General features: G+C 37.9%; 18 protein-coding genes and 1 pseudogene. 9 read left to right on the top strand and 10 right to left on the bottom strand.

Annotation, left to right across the window (positions count from 1 at the left end; all coding sequences use genetic code 11):
• Nucleotides 1-262 (top strand): annotated as a pseudogene (locus tag SPK86_RS09760) (hypothetical protein); the annotation flags it as partial.
• Between the two features lie 48 nt (nucleotides 263-310).
• Here SPK86_RS09760 and SPK86_RS09755 read toward each other — a convergent pair.
• Nucleotides 311-1,255: a nuclease-related domain-containing protein gene (locus tag SPK86_RS09755; protein WP_330949235.1), complete on the bottom strand. Its 945-nt coding sequence runs from the start codon at nucleotides 1,253-1,255 to the stop codon at nucleotides 311-313.
• Nucleotides 1,256-1,562: 307 nt separating this feature from the next.
• On the opposite strand from SPK86_RS09755, the gene SPK86_RS09750 reads away from it, so the two are divergent.
• The 6 genes from SPK86_RS09750 to SPK86_RS09725 all read left to right on the top strand — a co-directional run bounded on the left by SPK86_RS09750 (nucleotide 1,563) and on the right by SPK86_RS09725 (nucleotide 7,385).
• Nucleotides 1,563-2,159 carry a DeoR family transcriptional regulator gene (locus SPK86_RS09750; protein ID WP_284139054.1) on the top strand — a complete coding sequence of 199 codons (597 nt, stop codon included), beginning with the start codon at nucleotides 1,563-1,565 and terminating at the stop codon, nucleotides 2,157-2,159.
• A gap of 327 nt (nucleotides 2,160-2,486) precedes the next feature.
• The gene (locus SPK86_RS09745; RefSeq protein ID WP_330949234.1) at nucleotides 2,487-3,071 is read left to right on the top strand and encodes an SCO family protein; all 585 of its coding nucleotides are present in this window, start codon (nucleotides 2,487-2,489) and stop codon (nucleotides 3,069-3,071) included.
• Between the two features lie 65 nt (nucleotides 3,072-3,136).
• A complete protein-coding gene (locus SPK86_RS09740) occupies nucleotides 3,137-3,874 on the top strand; it encodes a FixH family protein (protein WP_330949233.1) in 738 nt (245 codons plus the stop codon).
• A gap of 500 nt (nucleotides 3,875-4,374) precedes the next feature.
• Nucleotides 4,375-5,109 (top strand): potassium channel family protein, encoded by a 735-nt coding sequence (locus tag SPK86_RS09735; protein WP_330949232.1) that lies wholly within the window; start codon nucleotides 4,375-4,377, stop codon nucleotides 5,107-5,109.
• A gap of 139 nt (nucleotides 5,110-5,248) precedes the next feature.
• Entirely contained in the window at nucleotides 5,249-6,526 is a 1,278-nt protein-coding gene (locus tag SPK86_RS09730; RefSeq protein WP_330949231.1) for an MFS transporter, read from the top strand.
• 163 nt (nucleotides 6,527-6,689) lie between these two features.
• Complete coding sequence (locus tag SPK86_RS09725; RefSeq protein WP_330949230.1) at nucleotides 6,690-7,385, top strand: copper homeostasis protein CutC; 696 nt, start codon at nucleotides 6,690-6,692, stop codon at nucleotides 7,383-7,385.
• 69 nt (nucleotides 7,386-7,454) lie between these two features.
• Here SPK86_RS09725 and SPK86_RS09720 read toward each other — a convergent pair whose 3' ends face one another.
• The 8 genes from SPK86_RS09720 to SPK86_RS09685 form a co-directional block, all read right to left on the bottom strand.
• Complete coding sequence (locus SPK86_RS09720; protein ID WP_330949229.1) at nucleotides 7,455-8,183, bottom strand: SIS domain-containing protein; 729 nt, start codon at nucleotides 8,181-8,183, stop codon at nucleotides 7,455-7,457.
• Complete coding sequence (locus tag SPK86_RS09715) at nucleotides 8,183-8,893, bottom strand: KDGP aldolase (RefSeq protein ID WP_330949228.1); 711 nt, start codon at nucleotides 8,891-8,893, stop codon at nucleotides 8,183-8,185. The genes SPK86_RS09720 and SPK86_RS09715 overlap by 1 nt, the downstream gene beginning before the upstream one ends.
• A 30-nt stretch (nucleotides 8,894-8,923) precedes the next feature.
• Nucleotides 8,924-9,646, bottom strand: coding sequence for a creatininase family protein (locus tag SPK86_RS09710; RefSeq protein WP_330949227.1), 723 nt, complete (start codon nucleotides 9,644-9,646; stop codon nucleotides 8,924-8,926).
• Nucleotides 9,647-9,670: 24 nt separating this feature from the next.
• Nucleotides 9,671-10,663 (bottom strand): phosphotriesterase family protein, encoded by a 993-nt coding sequence (locus tag SPK86_RS09705; RefSeq protein WP_284139044.1) that lies wholly within the window; start codon nucleotides 10,661-10,663, stop codon nucleotides 9,671-9,673.
• 69 nt (nucleotides 10,664-10,732) lie between these two features.
• Nucleotides 10,733-12,028: a PTS ascorbate transporter subunit IIC gene (locus tag SPK86_RS09700; RefSeq protein ID WP_284139043.1), complete on the bottom strand. Its 1,296-nt coding sequence runs from the start codon at nucleotides 12,026-12,028 to the stop codon at nucleotides 10,733-10,735.
• Nucleotides 12,029-12,076: 48 nt separating this feature from the next.
• Nucleotides 12,077-12,346, bottom strand: a complete 270-nt coding sequence (locus SPK86_RS09695; protein ID WP_284139279.1) for a PTS sugar transporter subunit IIB — start codon at nucleotides 12,344-12,346, stop codon at nucleotides 12,077-12,079.
• 16 nt (nucleotides 12,347-12,362) lie between these two features.
• Nucleotides 12,363-12,791, bottom strand: coding sequence for a PTS sugar transporter subunit IIA (locus SPK86_RS09690; RefSeq protein ID WP_330949226.1), 429 nt, complete (start codon nucleotides 12,789-12,791; stop codon nucleotides 12,363-12,365).
• A 27-nt stretch (nucleotides 12,792-12,818) separates the two neighbouring features.
• Nucleotides 12,819-14,918 (bottom strand): BglG family transcription antiterminator, encoded by a 2,100-nt coding sequence (locus SPK86_RS09685; RefSeq protein ID WP_330949225.1) that lies wholly within the window; start codon nucleotides 14,916-14,918, stop codon nucleotides 12,819-12,821.
• Between the two features lie 458 nt (nucleotides 14,919-15,376).
• Here SPK86_RS09685 and SPK86_RS09680 point away from each other — a divergent pair, with 458 nt between their 5' ends.
• Together SPK86_RS09680 and SPK86_RS09675 are read left to right on the top strand one after the other, a co-directional pair.
• Nucleotides 15,377-15,556: a hypothetical protein gene (locus tag SPK86_RS09680; protein ID WP_284139040.1), complete on the top strand. Its 180-nt coding sequence runs from the start codon at nucleotides 15,377-15,379 to the stop codon at nucleotides 15,554-15,556.
• Nucleotides 15,557-15,754: 198 nt separating this feature from the next.
• Entirely contained in the window at nucleotides 15,755-16,324 is a 570-nt protein-coding gene (locus tag SPK86_RS09675; protein WP_330949224.1) for a glycerol-3-phosphate responsive antiterminator, read from the top strand.
• On the opposite strand, the gene SPK86_RS09670 is transcribed toward SPK86_RS09675, so the two are convergent.
• The gene (locus SPK86_RS09670; RefSeq protein ID WP_284139038.1) at nucleotides 16,281-17,102 is read right to left on the bottom strand and encodes an HAD-IIA family hydrolase; all 822 of its coding nucleotides are present in this window, start codon (nucleotides 17,100-17,102) and stop codon (nucleotides 16,281-16,283) included. The genes SPK86_RS09675 and SPK86_RS09670 overlap by 44 nt on opposite strands.
• Nucleotides 17,103-17,123 lie beyond the last annotated feature (21 nt).

Below are 17,123 nucleotides of genomic sequence, written 5' to 3'. Positions count from 1 at the left end.
GATTTACCTTACCTTTTTGTTTTATACTTCTTTACACAAGATATTGTACGTCATCGCGCTTGATCGAATTGGGGTGTTTCTTGATCGAGTTTGGGCGGTTGTTGATCGAATTGGGGTGGTTCTTGATCGAATTGGGGTGGTTCTTGATCGAATTGGGGTGTTTCTTGATCGAATTGGGGTGTTTCTCGATCGAATTGAGGTGATTCTTGATCGAATTGAGGTGATTCTTGATCGAGTTGGGCTGATTCTTGATCGAGTTTAGCAACTGCTCGATCAATATAGGCCGCATCCCGATATAATGAAAGCCACTTCAGCTTTTCTTTATCCATTTTCGATTGGTGTGATTGTAGCTTAAGTTACTTCCTTTCAATAACCGTGTTACTACACTGTGACTTTTAATCCCTAAAAACCGCATACATTCCTGATTACTTATTTCGTGATTAATTAATAGTAGATAATCGTTAATCGCCTTGAGATGATTTGTAGAAGAAATCCCCTGACAATGTGGACATTTCCATGCTCCATGAATACGTTCCATGCCTATTTTTCCACATATCGAACACACAACTCCTGGAAGAATATCTGTTTTCTTGATCATGTATTTATCCAGTACATTGTGAGTTTGACTACGATTTGCACTCCGAATTAATTGCTCTATTTTCTGTTGTTCAATCGTATTTGTTCCTTGAATAGATTGCTCTATCTCCCATATTTTGCTTGCTATATGTTCTCCATGAGAAACTACTCTAGCGATTGCTTGCTCATCGCCCTTTACCTGAATGATTGTGCTTGGTTCGGCAATGGCTATAAAATAATAAATTGGAATTTCTGCATGGCTTCGTTCCAAAAGCCAATTTTCAAGGTGGGATTTTTGAAGTTCTGCTTGCGTAATGGGGTAGCGATAGCCTGTTTCTTGTAAACCATCATTGCGGAAAAATTGCTGAAGCGTCGTGTCAAAGGTAATTGTTCCATTGTAATTTTTCACTTCGATAATATAGAGTGCTTGAGGACTAATGACTAATGTATCAATTTGGAAGTTAGAATCATGAACGCGTAAATAAATTCCGCTTAAAATCGTAAATCTATCATCCAACTGCTGTAAAAAGAAGTCTACCTTCTTTTCTCCTATAAATCCTTTCCATTCCTTTGCTAATGCATGCTCCACTTTTGAATAACTAGGGTGCTGTGGTGCTAGACGTGGAACTATTGCTTCCAGCTTTTCTAGGACGATTGGCTTTTTTCGAACATACAACATTATCCCTCCCATAAAGTTGATTACTATTACTATAGCATCGTTTTAATTTTTATCTAGTTTCTTCTATAAGAAATTACCCAATTCATATTTTCACTATAAGACACATTTATGCTACTAATTTGTCACATTTCGTTCACATCCTTCCGTTGATTCTGGAAAAAACTGCTGATAGACTGATGTTAGAATGTGTGTTAATTTGTTATATTTTGATTTTTTAATACAAATTAGCCCTGTAACTTAGCGCTTTTAAAAAAGATACCTCCACTCTAAAGGGCTATTCCCAAATTATTTAAAAGAGGTGAACGACATGCTTCCTGTGGAACGTCGAAACCGGATAAAGAATTTAATCCAAGAGCGACAAAACATGAAAATCTCTGAGCTAAGTGAGCTATTGAAGGTTTCAGAAATGACGATTCACCGAGACTTAAAGCCACTTATTGAGGAGGGATTTGTTTCAAAATCCTTTGGTGGGGTCACTTGGAGTGAGGTGGAAAACGAGTCTCCGCACAGCACTCAAAGCTCCAATACTTGTGTTATTTGTCAGCGGGCTGTTTGCGAGCGTTTAGCATATCGAATTATCCGCAACGACAACCAAATTGAAATGGCATGCTGTGCACATTGTGGGTTACTGCGACATCAGCAACTAGGCAGCGATGTCATGCAAGCGATTTGCCATGATTTTCTGCGGCAAACGACGATTAGTGCTGGCAGCGCCTGGTATGTTATGGATACATCGGTTCAAATTGACTGCTGTCAACCACAAGTATTAACCTTTGAGCTCCAGGAACATGCAGAAAAATTCGTGACTGGCTTTGGGGGACAAGTATTCGATTTTACTGCTGCAACCGAAAGGCTTCATCAAAAAATGAAAGAACATGGATCAGGTTGTCCGCATCACGATTGAAAAGTTGAAGGCAGTAGAGATGGCGCATTTGATGCATGCTCGATCGGTTGAGGCGTATCCTTGATCGTTTAGGGAGCTTTCTTGATCGTTTGGAGTGCTTTCTTGATCGTTTGGGACACTTTCTCGATCGTTTGAGGCACTTTCTTGATCGTTTCAGTGCTTTCTCGATCGTTTGGACCACTTTCTCGATCGTTTCAACCGCTTTCTTGATCGTTTGGACCACTTTCTCGATCGTTCCAACCAAGCTCTCGATCGTTGCCCATAAATCGTGATACAGCAGATTAGTTTCACCTATTATCATTCAAATCAAACCAAGGGGTGTTGAATATGAAGTACATAAAATTTATTACATTATCTTTAGCGTTAGTGATGTTTTTAGCCGCATGTGGCAGTGGTGAAAAAATTGAAACGAATATGTCACAGGAAGTGAACGATTTTAGCTTTACAACACAAGATAATGAACCGCTTTCCCTAAAAGATCTCGAAGGAAAGTATTGGATTGCTGATTTCATTTTCACAAATTGTACTACTGTATGTCTACCTATGACATCAAACATGGCACAGCTACAGCAAATGGCGAAAGAGGAAGACATAAACATTCAATTGGTATCCTTTAGTGTTGATCCGGATTTTGACACACCGGATGTATTAAAGAATTATTCGAAGGGCTATAATGCGGATTTAAGCAATTGGGCTTTCTTAACAGGCTATGATTTTCAAACGATTAAAGAGCTTTCGATTAAATCCTTTAAGAACATGGTAGCTGCACCTCCTGAAGGCTCTGATCAAGTCACTCATGGAACGAGCTTTTTCCTTGTGAATCCAGAGGGTGAGGTAATTAAAAAATATGATGGCGTGCAATCTGCAAGTATGAAAACCATTTTGGATGATTTAAAAAAATTGGACCTATAAATGGTTCCTTCTAAAGCATCCAAAGTTCAGATAAAAAAACAGTCATGATAAACGAGGGGGATAAAATGATGCGTAAATGGATCGTATTACTTTTATTAATGGTTGGACTTATTACACTTGCTGCTTGTGGAGAAAACGAAGATAAAAACAGTCAAAAAGAAGAGGTTGAGGCGTTAAAGCAACTGACAGCTGAACTTCATGTTCCTGAAACAGTAAATGTAGATGAGGAAGTAGAAATTTCAACTACTGTATTGTATGGAGATGACAAAGTAACCGATGCGGATGAAGTCGTTTATGAGCTTTGGGAGGACGGAAAAAAGGATGCAAGCTACAAGCTGGAATCTACAAACAATGAAGATGGCACATATTCATTAAAAACCTCCTTTGATAAAGACGGTGTATTTACCGTGCAAGTGCATGTGACCGCAAAGGACCAGCATACGATGCCATCAAGTAATATTACTGTTGGTGAAGGAGCAAGCCATGATGCCAACGCTGATCATGGAAGCACTAATGAATTTAGTTTACATTTCATGGAACCAAAGGATGTAAAGGCTGGAGCGGAAACAGAATTAATGAGCCATGTCCAAATGCATAGTGAGCCACTAGAAAATGCTGAGGTACGCTATGAAATTATTCTCGATGGAAATACGGACTGGGTAGATGCCAAGATGACTGATAATGCTGGGGAGTACACAGGCATGTATACCTTTGAAGAAGCGGGAACCTATCATGTAAATGTACATGTAAAAGACGATGCCGATTTACATGAGCATCAAGAATACGAGGTAGTAGTTAAATAGCCGAATTCTCAAGATCATAAAATCATGGAACAGCTTTCGTATCATGCGAAGGCTGTTTTTTCATGGACACCCCGCTTTCTGTAACACAAATGAAATGTTTTATTTACTCCTGAATTGGCTATATACAAACTATCATGGAAAAATGCTTTCCTATTCCATGGAACTACCTTGGAGCTGATATCGGTGGCAAACCAGTAGCACCCGACAGTATAAACGATCAAGTTAACAATGATGCGGCGACCATCGTTATCCGAGTAGGGGGAACCATTCCTTCCCTTTCAAGGTAGTAATGATGCAGCTTAATGAAATTAGTAAGCTGGCATAAGTTAGCATTTGTAGCATTGACCCCCCTTTTTTTCCTCTCTGGATAAGCATCCAGGGAGGTTTTTTTGTTTATCCCACGTGATATAACACCCAAATTCAAACAGCCAGCCTACACTGGAAAAAACAGTCTCGCTCCTTCATAATAGAAAAAAACAAAGCAATAAGGGGAGATCCCATTGACAAAGAAGTTATCACTCATCTATGAAATTACGCTTGTTACGCTCGCATTCATTTCAGTTATCTTTCTCTGGTCGGATAATGATACCATTCGTATCCTTGATAAAATCGTCTGGCTCGTCTTTTTTATTGATGTTATCGTACGCATTATTACAAGGAAGAAGAAATGGCAATATATAAGGGAAAATCCCTTTGATATCATTGCTGCAATTCCACTTGATAGCATTTTTCAAACTGCCCGGGTGGTTAGACTTGTTCGGGTACTTCGTTTTTTTACGATCGGAAAAAAATACTTCAAGCCAATGCGAAATATCCTTAGAACAAATGGCCTCAATAAATTACTCACTGTTTCTGCCTTTATGCTAGTTGGATCAACTGTACTCGTTACAAACATTGAACCAAGCATTAACTCGTATGCAGATGGGCTCTGGTGGTCGATCGTGACAACGACAACCGTTGGCTATGGAGACCTCTCTCCAGAAACAAGTACTGGTAGATTAGTAGCTATCGTTCTCATGCTGGTTGGAATTGGCATTATTGGTATGCTAACGAGCTCGCTGACGACTTACTTTGTAAAGGAAGAAAAAGAAACAGATCCTACAATTGAGTTCATCAAGTCAGAATTAGATCGGTATGATGTGCTAACAGAAGCAGAGAAAAAGCGTCTTGAGTGGCTAATAGCGGATTTGAATAATGGCTCGCCAAAGGAAGAACAGGAACAAACCCAGTCATAGTCTATTCAACGTCAACGTGCAGTAAACAAATTGATAGCTTCATGCCTAACCTGTATGTATAATACCCTTATTGGTATATAAATACTCTTATATGCCTTCCATAGCTACTTGAAAAAGTAGTAAGAAAGAAGGTTTCCGCATGAAAAACAACCAATCAAATACGATGCCTGCATATGTGCATTCACAGGAGGCACAACAAAAGCTATATAAACGTACGTTAACGATTGTGCTAATGTCACAAATTTTCGGAGGAGCGGGACTTGCTGCTGGCATTACCGTTGGAGCATTGCTGGCACAGGATATGCTAGGAACAGAAAGCTTTGCGGGTTTGCCTGCTGCATTATTCACCCTCGGCTCTGCACTTGCTGCCTATTTAATCGGCGGAATTTCGCAGCGAAAAGGAAGAAGATTAGGACTTTCTTTTGGCTTTATAACAGGAGGAATTGGTGCAATTGGGGTTATTGGGGCTGCAACCATATCCAGCCCGATTCTTTTGTTTATTTCCCTATTCATTTATGGTGCAGGGACATCCTCAAATTTAATGGCGCGTTATGCTGGAACGGACTTAGCGAGTGAAAAGCAACGTGCTACTGCGATCAGTATAGCTATGGTGGCTACTACATTTGGTGCGGTTGCTGGGCCAAATTTAGTTACACCAATGGGTAAAGTAGCAACCGCAATTGGATTGCCAGCACTTGCTGGTCCATTTATATTAGCTGCGTTTGCTTACATTTTAGCGGGCTTAACTATCTTGATTTATTTGCGTCCCGATCCGTTACTTGTCGCAAGAGAAATTGCACTTCATAACCAAATAGAAGCAAATACGGAATCTGCAATCGAAGCGAATAAATTACGAGTTAACCGTGTTGGGGTCTTTGTTGGCGCAATGCTTCTCGTTTTATCACATGTTGTCATGGTAGCAATTATGACGATGACACCGGTCCATATGCAAAACCATGGCAGTGGATTAACTGCGATTGGCTTAGTTATTGGACTACATGTTGCGGCAATGTACTTACCATCGCTCGGAACAGGAATACTTGTCGATCGTATTGGTCGAACAGCGATGGCGGTTGCTTCTGGGATGACACTTGCGCTTGCTGGCATACTTGCAGCTTATGCACCTGGCGATTCTCTCCTTTGGCTAACCATTGCCCTTATATTGTTAGGACTAGGATGGAATTTCGGGTTAATTAGTGGTACGGCAATCATTATTGATTCAACGAATGTACACACTCGCGCGAAAACACAAGGCTCAATCGATGTATGGGTTGCATTAGGGGGCTCTGCGGGAAGTATTCTTTCTGGTATTATTGTCGCTTATTCGAGCTATGCTATCTTAGGATTCATCGGTGCTTATTTAGCCCTACTCTTAATACCTATTATTTTCTGGGCACGAATGAAACAAAAAAACTAACCAAAAGACGCGTTCTCTTTTTTTAGAGAACGTGTCTTTTTCGAAACACGATATGCGTGGCTATCCAACTTTTCATAAAGGCTTGTGCATGCTTTTGGTCTGTTGTACGATGCTTTATTAATATAGGATAGGGATAAGATCATTTCTAAAGGAGAGGTTCCCTATGCTTCTGGAAGTAATCGCAATAAATCTAACTGATGTAAAAGATGCTGAAAAATACGGTGCTGATCGCATTGAACTCAGCCCAGCGATGAATGAGCTTGGCATTACTCCGAGCTATGGTTTAATCGAGGCAGCTGTTCAAGCTGTCGATATACCGATTAATGTTATTATTAGGCCACATAGTCAATCATTTACCTATAATCAGAATGATATCGAAACCATGAAGTCAGATATTCGCATGGTCAAAAAATTAGGTGCAAACGGGATTGTTATTGGTCCACTAACAACGAAACAAACGATAGATGAAGAAGTATTACGTGAATTATTAGATGTTTCTGGAGACCTTGAAGTAACCATCCATCGTGCATTTGATTTTGCTCGTGATCAAGTAGAAGCATTAAAGTGTTTAACAAAATTTAAGCAAGTTACTACTATTTTAACTGCTGGAGGAAATTATAATGCTCCGGATGCGGTCAAAGAAATTAACCATTTACTCGATTTATCAAGAGATTCACATTTGTCTTTAATGATTGGGCACGGATTACGCGTAGAGTCATTCCAATCATTTTTACAACAGGTACAAGGAGAGCCATCTGCAGTACATTTCGGATCTGGTGCCAGAGTTAACAACGATTTTGCTTATCCTTTAGACGAGAGTAAAATAAAACAAATTAAACAAATCATGACCTCTGCTTGATTGAGAATAAAACATAAGCATAACGCGCATTCACACAAAACATTGTGCAAATGCGCGTTTGTTTTTTCATTATAGGGTAATTCTTCCGGAATATTGATCAATTAATCGTTGATTATGTTCGTCAGATCCTTCAATATTTCCACTAAGAAATATTGGGGCTTCAAAGCCATGCTCCGCCATTAATTTAATTGATTCCCCAAAAATGGCATTTAGAATCGTTGCTCCAATTACTGTTGAACTAGGTGAAAAGCGAACAGCTATCTTTTCATGCTCTAGTAATGCATCTCCAATCGGAGCATGATTGTCTATTACTAAATCAACTACTTCATATAGATACTTCGCATCTTTATGACGAGATGGTTGGCTTGTTGCGTAGTCAATAGAGGTGATTCCTACTACAAATGCTCCCTGCTCCTTTGCAAATAATGCAACATCTACAGGAACTGGATTGCGTCCAGAGGTAGAAATAACAAATACAATATCTCCTTCTTTTATATCCTGTTCTTTCATAAAGTGTTCAGCATAATTATTTTTTCTTTCTAATGTGGAAGATCTTACCGCACCCTCATGTAACATTAATGGCTCATGTAAGATGGGATGAATAGGGACAAGACCACCCGCACGGTAATAGACTTCTTCAGTCAATATATGTGAATGTCCACATCCGAATAAGTGAATGATATGCTGATTTTCTATTGTTTCCGCTACTTTTGTTGCTGCTTCTTTCAGCTGCTTTCCTTCTTTTTGTAAAACTGTCTCTAATAAGCGATGAATTTCAGTAAAATATTGCTCTAACATTATACTCCTACCACCTTTTCGATAATTTCTTTTACTTTTCCAGGAATAGTTTCCCCTGTTACTGGATCAATAGTAGAACCAAAAATATGTGGCATAAAAAATTCAATATCAATGTTCTTAACACCTTCAATAATGTCAATGATATTCGTCGCATCTATCCCTCCGGCAGGCTCTACACCACGGATACCAAGCATTGAGGCCTGCGAAGTTAAATAAATTAGTTCCTCTAAATGCTGTTTGCCTTGAACTGGCATCATTTTAATACTTTCAATCCCTTGCTCTAAAGCGATTTCTAAAAAAGTTGTGACATCGAGGATTTTTCCAGAGCTTAATTGAATTTTTCCGACGGTTCCAGTAGGTTTAACAAGTGCATTCACGATTTGATTCGGTAATCCTTTCGCATCTAAAAATCCTTTTGTATAACTGGCCGTTTCAAAAGGCTGATTTAAATGCCCAGGCTCGGATAAAGCAGCTATTTCTAAAACCTTACGCCAATTATCCGGATTTCCTCCACCACCTAGTCCAACACTTACTATTGGACTAGTTTTTTTCAATTCCTTAATCATCGCAGCTCCAGCTTCGATGGAATGAAACTTGTCAGAAACGATTCCCGGAACGATATACCCTTTACCAGCTTCGATAATATCCGCTGCATTTTTTTCACTTGATGCTAAAAAATTAAACAAAAACTTATCATAAAGCTTCTCCACGCCACCCACTCCTTTCTCAACAAGTATCTATTATTCACTTAGCCGCTTTATTATTTTCACCATATTATCCAATGCTATATCTATTACGTACTTTCCTTTTTCTTTTGTTGCTAATTTAGCATCTCCTAATACCGCTGTACTTGTAAATTCCTCCCAAGGAGTTGGAGTTACATCTGCGGATATAGGAATAGTAGGAATATCGGTAATCGCTCTCTCCATGTCTACATATTCTGGTGCCAGATAAAGCATATAAGACGTTTCTATTTCACAAGCATGAAAATATGTTCCATGTGCAGCATCTGTCTCACGAACTTTAGCTACTGCTTTGTTCATTCCTGGGTAAAAAAAATAAAACACGCGAAGCTCGGGACATTTTTCGAATAGAACCCTTGCTGCCTCTTTTAATGCCGTTCCATTTCCTAAATGACCATTTACCATTGCAAATGTTTTAAAGCCTTGTTTATATAAACTGTCACCAATATCTACGATAAAGTTGATTAAGGAATGATTACTTATATTAATGCTGCCAGGAAAATTACGCAGACTCCAAACTTGACCATAGGGTAAGGTCGGTAATACAAAACCATTCACTCGTTTAGCAAGTTCTGTTGAAAGACGTTCAGCCAATAAATTATCTGTCCCTAGTGGTAGATGAGGACCATGTGCCTCTACTGCACCAATAGGTAATATGGCGATAGAAGATGAATCAATTTTTTCCTTTACATCAAAAGAGTTTTCAAATTGAAATTGCATGGAAACCACCACTCCGTCTTGAAGTTATTTTTTAAATGTAAAGCAGCGTGCAGGATTCGCAACAAAAAATTTATGAATGAGTTTTTCACCTTCAAAGCCTCTCATATTTGCTTCCTCTCTAAAGCGTGACACCCATTTTCCAAGGATATACTCTAATCCCAATCCATAATCATAATGCTTGTAATAGGATTTTCTTGCTGTATCACCACTGATCAAAATTTGATCCTCATATCCTTTTTCAACAAGACCCAAAATACAATCAATTCTAGTACTTTCCGGGGCGTACTTTATTTTAGCAATCCCATCAAAGGATAAAAAAGCCCCTGTTCTAGCAATTGCTTCATGGTAAAAAGGATCAGGGTTTCTATCCATATGTCCAAAGCTTACATGCTCAAGATCTACGTTCTCACTTTGTAAAAGCTCAATCTGCTCTAATCCCATCGTTCCAGCTTCTGTATGCGAATGAACAGGTGCTTTTGTCTCATGATAGGCGCGTGCAACTGCACGTAACGTCTTTTCTTCTAAAGGGGTTATTCGGTTATATCCTGTTCCAAACTTTACTTGCCCACCACGAATTAGCGTGCCTTCCAAGCCCTCTTCAATTTCCTTAATAACAAAATCTGTTAAGGAATGTATCGGTGTATTGTCAATCCACTCATAATAGGTTGCATATTCTCCAATTACAGCTTTTAAATGCTCTGGAAGTGGGGCATTCCATAAAAAGCTTTTATTAAACCCTGCTGTACCAATAATTGTTACTCCAGTTTCTTCGGAGATTTCCTTCACAGCTTGTACATCACGACCATAATCTATTGCGGTAGCATCAACAATTGCTTGTCCGCCTAAGTTTTTAAAATCAAGTACATCGAGTTTTGTTTTCTCTTTATCATCCAACAGTAAATCATCTGCTTCTTTTTGCACCCAATAAGGAGGGCGACAAACAAGATGTTCATGAGAGTAAGTAAACCCCAATGATGTGGGATCAATATCACCAGTAAATGTCCGAATAAAACTCATATACCATACTCCTTTCAATTTCATTAAAAAGGAGGGAAAGTAAGCCAATCCCCCCTCTTATCTTCCTATCTAGAACAATAACTGTGCTAAGAACCGAATGATTGGTCCTAATATAAACATATCTGAGTCCGCAGCCCACATTGCTGTATCAGGAATTGTATCAGGTAATAGCATTTTCACTGTTACAAACTGACCCCAAGCAACGACGGTAGAGGTAATAAAACCTGCCATTAGCGCACCTCTAACACCACCTGTTACGTTACCAAACACACCAGCAGTAGCGGAATGGAAAAATAACACAATCATTGTTGGAACAAAGATATAACCAACCGTATTTCCAAGGACAACTAACCAAATTAATGCTCCAGCAAATGCTCCTAAGAAACCAAGAATTACGGCATTAGGTGCATATGGAAATACAACTGGACTGTCTAGAGCAGGCTTTGCCCCTGGAACAATCTTCGTTGCGATCCCTTTAAACGCTGGTACCATCTCTCCAATAAACATACGAACCCCAACAAGAACTACTGCAATACCCGCAGCAAACGTAAACGATTGAATCAATGCGTACACAATAAAGTTTTGTTCTCCTGCTTGCGCAATGAGCTCTTGTGCACCTGGTGTGTCTTTAAAGGAAATAATGATTGCTCCTACCAGGAAAAGCAGCCCCATCGTCATTGCTGTAATTACATTAGAATCTCTTAAAAACTCGAGACCCTTTGGAAGCTTAATTTTCTCAGAATCATTTTCTTTATTACCTAACCATTTACCAGCTAAAGCCCCTAACAAAGCTACAGATGCTGATGTATGACCTAATGCAATATTGTCATTACCAGTGATTTTACGCATAAAAGGCTGTGTTAGTGCTGGCTGTATTGTCCAATACAATCCCATAATAACAGCTAAAAATATCACTAATTTTATAAATGAAACATCACCAACTGCTTGAATAACAATTCCTGCAAAAATCGTTGTTGTCCAAAACATCATGTGACCAGTTAAATAAATATATTTCAACTTCGTAAATCTAGCGAGTAAAACGTTAATGATGAAACCTAACGTCATTGCCAAAGTGACAGCACTTCCGTATTTAGCATTAAAACCTTCTTGTCCCATAAAGTCTCCAAGAGGTTCTCCAGATAGGTTAAATACCTCTTTCCATAATGGCTCAAATACAGTTAAAGCGTTAACAATTACACCAGAACCTGCTCCAATAATTAAGAACCCAATTATTGCTTTAAAGGTACCACTTACTGTTTGACTTGCCGTTTTCTTCTGCAATAAGAGACCTAAAAGTACAATAAATCCTAATAAAATAGCTGGTTCTCCAAAAACGTTTTTCGCAAACCAAAAAATAACTTCCATTTTGTTAACCTCCTCATATTAATTTTTTAGGCTATATATGAATGTTGCTTAACCTACCATGTTTTCATCAATCGCTTTATTAATTTCATCCATATCAAAATAATTATTTACAATAAAAACCTTTGCACTGTGATCTTGTAAGCTTTCAGCTAGCTCCTTGCTCGTGATAATATAGTCAGCTTGCATACTAGAAGCTGAGGAAACATCTGTGTGCTCGACATCTGCTTGTATTCCTTTCTCTCCTAAAACCTGCTCGACATTCATTTTCAAAATTAAGCTTGTCCCTTGTCCTAATCCACAAACTGTTAATACTTTTATCATTGAAATCACACTCCTAAAATAATTTTTTTATGTCCTCATATCCCTTAGCATTTCTTAACACATCAACATTATTACTATTATTTAATAAAGTTGTCAGTTTTCTTAGTAATGCTAAATGTTCATCACTGTTGGATGCTCCTAGTCCAAAAACTAATTGAACAGGATCATTCATCTCATTACCAAAATTGATTGGTTCTTTAAGCTTTACGAAGGAGACAGAGGCTTCATTAACTCCGTCCTCTGGTCTAGCATGCGGAATGGCAATCTGTGGTGCTAAAACAAAATAAGCTCCATTTTTTCGATATGATTTAATCATTGCATCCACATAGTCCTTCTCAATGAGATTTGCATTTAACAACAGATTCCCTGCTTCCTGAATTGCTTCTTCTGCACTTTCAACAACTACATCTACTTTTATAAGATCTGCCTCTAAGAATTTCATATTAACCACCTGCCCTTTCCTATCTTCTTAATCTGTTGAAAAGTTATTAATAAGCTGTATGATTCTTTTCCTATTTCCTGATTGAACAATCTTTTTATTCTCTTTATCAGATAAAAGCCTTGTGAGTTGAGATAAAGCTTTTAAATGTTGCTCATTATCTAACGATGCTAAAATAATAAATACTTGAACTGATTTCCCTAATAAATCAATCGACTCTTGTAAATGGAGTAAGCCCATTCCTGTTTTATATACGCCGTCTGATGCAGTGGCGTGAGGAAGTGCAAAGCTCTCGGAAATAACGACATAAGGCCCCATAGATATAATATTTTCAATCATTTTTTCTACATACGTCTCATTGATAAAATTTTGCTTAATCAATGACGATGAAGCGAGCTTTATTGCTTCCTTCCAATCATGCACTCGTTCATTCGTGACGATACGACCTTCAGGTAACAATACATTTAAATTAGGCTTTCTTTTCTTATCATCGATAATAATTGGTGCCTGAAAATAACTTCTTAACTCTTTACGTAATTCTTGGTCATCCTCTATCTGGGCGTATCGCCGAACAATATCCATTACCGTATCAACGGAATATATTTGTTGTTTACTCTTATTTTTATAAAGACTATTAACTTTTTTTAGCAATGCTTCTTTATCTTCATTACTAAGCACAGGTCTAACGACAAAAACAGGAACTCCTTTGTCTGGAAGCGGGATAGTAGATACAATAATGTCCACTTGAATCTCCATTTTTTCATATTCTCTAATAGAAGTTACACCAATAATTTCTATATCTGACAATAATCCTTTTAATTGACTTTCTAGCATCCGCGATGTACCTAATCCATTCGTACAAACAATAAGCAGTTTCTTTCTCGCTCGTTCTAGTACAACCCCTTCTTTTCGGAGCCAACCACCGAAATGCATGGCAATATATGCTATTTCATTATCATGAACAGGCTGTTCAATTAAATTTTCAAAGTGATGGATTACTTTTTTTGTAAGCAAAAATACCTCTGGATAATTTTCTTTGACTGAATCACATAAGACATTGTCAATTTTTATACCGTATTTAATCCGATAAAACGCTGGTTTTAAATGCAATAGCAGGTTCTGAATCATATGGCTTTTTTCTGGAAAGTCAACTGCTGCATATAATTGAAATTCAGATACCATTTTTTCTACCACTTGTCGTAGTAGCTTCATTTCCTGGTTCTCTAGTTGTAAATCTAGGCTGTAGTTTACTTTTGCACTTAATAAATATTTTGAAAAGTACAAGACTTCATCACTTGGAATATCTAAACGTAATTGGTTCGCAAGGGCATTGCATATTTTCTTTGCACCACTGAATTCCTCTGTCGTAAGAATAACTTCTTTTTCAATTGGATCTGTTTTTACATAATTCTCTTTTTTAATACGATATAAAAACAAATAGAACCAAATAACTAAACTGTTCAAAACATCATCTGTAATTTCAATGCGCGACTGTTTTTCATAATCATGTAACAGATGTTGCAACGTATTTAATACTTCGTAACTAAAGATTGAATAGGGAAGAAGTAAATCTTCCGTTTTCCATTCTTGCGAGTTGATAAGGCTATACCATCCATTATCAGGGGTAACAAAAGATAAATAATGAATTAACGTACGTCTAATAATTTTTTCGTCGCCTGAAATCTGATAGCCGCGCTGATGCTCAGAAAATAATTCTAAGTCTTCCAATGCCATTTCTTCTTTTAGCTTCTTGATATCGTCTAGAACAGTGTTTCTACTTACTTGGAATAACTCCTTAAGGTCATCTAAAAAATATGGAGTTTCTGCTATCGAAACATAAATATAAATCCATGCTTTTCTTTCATCATGAGAAAACTCATAATATGAATTGTCCGATATCGTCAGTTTCGAGCTAATATTTTCCTTTACGTTCTGGTCCAAATAAATTCCTTTTTCTCTTATTTGTCTAACACCAGGTAAATCGATTTCTTTAAGCCAATCGTTTATTTTCTCAAGGTCATTATAAATCGTCCTTCTTGATACATTGAACTTTGCAGCTAACTCCTGGATAGTTATATAAGAATCTGATTGGACAAGCTGATTTAAAACTGCCATACTTCGACGATCCATAATGCCACCTCCTTAAGAAAATCATTTATTTAGTTATAGTTATTATGTCCTATATAGATTATATTAAATTCCGCATAAAGAAATAAGACCAAATAAAACACAGCGGAAAATGCAAAAATGGACTTCATACAAAAAAGCACTTTATGAGGATATCTATCGAATAAAACACAGAGGGCATTCTTTACAATATCTTCACCATTGCTTCATGCTCCATTAATATCTCTCATGTATGATGACAGTAACCGAAAAATCTAGTCATCTTGGAATTTTCAAACACCATTTCAAACTGACAATAATATCGATTGTGAGGTGATTAAGTTGAAAATGAAAAATCCAAATTTAAAACTACAGTTAAAAACGATGAAAAAAACCCTCCGCCATTTGAAAATGACCCCACATAAAAAACAAGAACGCCAAAAATCTCATGTATAGCGTTCACATAGAAAGGAGTTCAAGGGATGTTGAAGACGCTTTTAAAAAACAAGGATAGAAAGAACAAGCAAGCCGTTAATAGCACGTATAACTATGTATTAGCAGCTGGTTCACTTCTTCTTATAACTGGCGGAGCAGCATTCTACTATAGGAATAAAAAAGCTCGGGATACATTTTTTCCAATGTGTAGAACAAACGTGCTTTAATAAGGATTATAGGAAATGTGGAGAATAAAATAATAAAAGTTATAATCGAGTATACAAGTAACATATTATACTCGATTTTTGATTACTTTGAAGAAAAAGCATTTCTCAATACCCTTCTTTTTAAATCAACTATTCTAACTATTACAAAACAATGTTACAATTTACTTTATACTTAACTATGGGAGAGGCGAATAAGAAATGCGAAGCAAAATCGTGGATATTGTCCAATCACAAGTTATTGCCTCTGTGAAAGAAGAGAGCGATTTACCTATCGCTTTGCAGGCAAACTCTAACATTATCTTTCTATTGACCGGTAATCTTATGACCGTAAATGACTATGTAGAAGAAATAAAGAAAGCGAATAAAGCATGCTTTATTCACGTCGATTTTATTGAAGGTCTATCGAATTCAAAAAGTGCGATTCAATATATTGCAGATGTTTGGCAACCAGCGGGAATTATTACGACAAAAAGTAATATGGTCAAGATGGCCAAGGAAGCGAGGTTACTAACGATTCAACGATTGTTTCTTATCGATCGCAATGCGATGAAAAAAGGAATCGAAATTGCCCATACATGTAAGCCGGATGCCATTGAAGTACTTCCTGGAATTATGCCGCATATCATTGATGAGCTTACAGCATTAACCCACCTGCCAATTATCGCAGGTGGGCTCGTAAGCAACAAAAATGAAATTATGCAAGGGTTAGAAGCTGGCGCGCTCGCTATATCGTCTGGTAATCCGAAGCTGTGGAATCTGGACCTTTAAGCGGGAGGTCTGAAATATACCGAATGCTATCCAAAATGAATGTTGGTTTATAGACGGATGCTTCTACCATATGTTTATCCGTAATTCCCGATAAAACGAGTACTGCATTCATGCCATAATCCAATCCCATCTTTATATCGGTTTCCAATCGATCGCCAACCATGTAACAGCGCTCGGGTGGAAGCCGTAAAATTTCTTCGGCAATGAACTTGGCCGCTAGCTGGGAAGGCTTTCCTAGAATTAATTCTATTTTTTCTCCTGTCGCTCCTTCTAATGCGCCAATCATGGCACCACAATCAGGAATTTGGCCATTATTTACTGGACAGGTGCGATCCGGATTTGTTGCCACGATCTTCGCACCATTACGCCACGCTTGAAACGCATCATTTAACTTTTCATACGTGAACGCGCGATCCCAGCCGATAACAACATAATCCGCTTCGAAGCTATTGGTTGTTAGGCTTATTCCCGCATGTTGCAGCTCCTCCACCAATGGTGCTTCTCCAACAACCATTGCTTTCTCTTCTTTTCCCATCTTCTTCTTTAAATAGCGCGCAACTAAATAGTTTGAACTAACAACAGATTTCTCTGTTACGTGGATACCTAGATGGCATAACTTTTCCACATACGCTGATATCGTCTCAATTGATTTATTGGTTAGAAAAACGACCTCATCCCCACGTTGCTTTAATGCATGAATTGCTTCTTTTGCACCATCAATCAATTTATTATCAACGTATACCGTTCCATCTAAATCAAAGATGAATCCCCTTTTCATGCATGCTCCTCCTAAAGATGT

It is taken from the genome of Virgibacillus sp. MG-45, assembly GCF_036409425.1.
Taxonomy (GTDB): Bacteria; Bacillota; Bacilli; order Bacillales; family Amphibacillaceae; genus LDC-1.
The sequence above is the reverse complement of the archived record's forward strand: the minus strand, read 5'-3'. Positions and strand labels throughout refer to the sequence as shown.

Excerpts from the sequence above, each read along its gene's own strand:
- SPK86_RS09755 (WP_330949235.1), bottom strand. The coding sequence starts at position 1,255 with ATGTTGTATGTTCGAAAAAAGCCAATCGTCCTAGAAAAGCTGGAAGCA.
- SPK86_RS09750 (WP_284139054.1), top strand. The coding sequence starts at position 1,563 with ATGCTTCCTGTGGAACGTCGAAACCGGATAAAGAATTTAATCCAAGAG.
- SPK86_RS09745 (WP_330949234.1), top strand. The coding sequence starts at position 2,487 with ATGAAGTACATAAAATTTATTACATTATCTTTAGCGTTAGTGATGTTT.
- SPK86_RS09740 (WP_330949233.1), top strand. The coding sequence starts at position 3,137 with ATGATGCGTAAATGGATCGTATTACTTTTATTAATGGTTGGACTTATT.
- SPK86_RS09730 (WP_330949231.1), top strand. The coding sequence starts at position 5,249 with ATGAAAAACAACCAATCAAATACGATGCCTGCATATGTGCATTCACAG.
- SPK86_RS09725 (WP_330949230.1), top strand. The coding sequence starts at position 6,690 with ATGCTTCTGGAAGTAATCGCAATAAATCTAACTGATGTAAAAGATGCT.
- SPK86_RS09720 (WP_330949229.1), bottom strand. The coding sequence starts at position 8,183 with ATGTTAGAGCAATATTTTACTGAAATTCATCGCTTATTAGAGACAGTT.
- SPK86_RS09710 (WP_330949227.1), bottom strand. The coding sequence starts at position 9,646 with ATGCAATTTCAATTTGAAAACTCTTTTGATGTAAAGGAAAAAATTGAT.
- SPK86_RS09705 (WP_284139044.1), bottom strand. The coding sequence starts at position 10,663 with ATGAGTTTTATTCGGACATTTACTGGTGATATTGATCCCACATCATTG.
- SPK86_RS09700 (WP_284139043.1), bottom strand. The coding sequence starts at position 12,028 with ATGGAAGTTATTTTTTGGTTTGCGAAAAACGTTTTTGGAGAACCAGCT.
- SPK86_RS09690 (WP_330949226.1), bottom strand. The coding sequence starts at position 12,791 with ATGAAATTCTTAGAGGCAGATCTTATAAAAGTAGATGTAGTTGTTGAA.
- SPK86_RS09685 (WP_330949225.1), bottom strand. The coding sequence starts at position 14,918 with ATGGATCGTCGAAGTATGGCAGTTTTAAATCAGCTTGTCCAATCAGAT.
- SPK86_RS09680 (WP_284139040.1), top strand. The coding sequence starts at position 15,377 with ATGTTGAAGACGCTTTTAAAAAACAAGGATAGAAAGAACAAGCAAGCC.
- SPK86_RS09675 (WP_330949224.1), top strand. The coding sequence starts at position 15,755 with ATGCGAAGCAAAATCGTGGATATTGTCCAATCACAAGTTATTGCCTCT.
- SPK86_RS09670 (WP_284139038.1), bottom strand. The coding sequence starts at position 17,102 with ATGAAAAGGGGATTCATCTTTGATTTAGATGGAACGGTATACGTTGAT.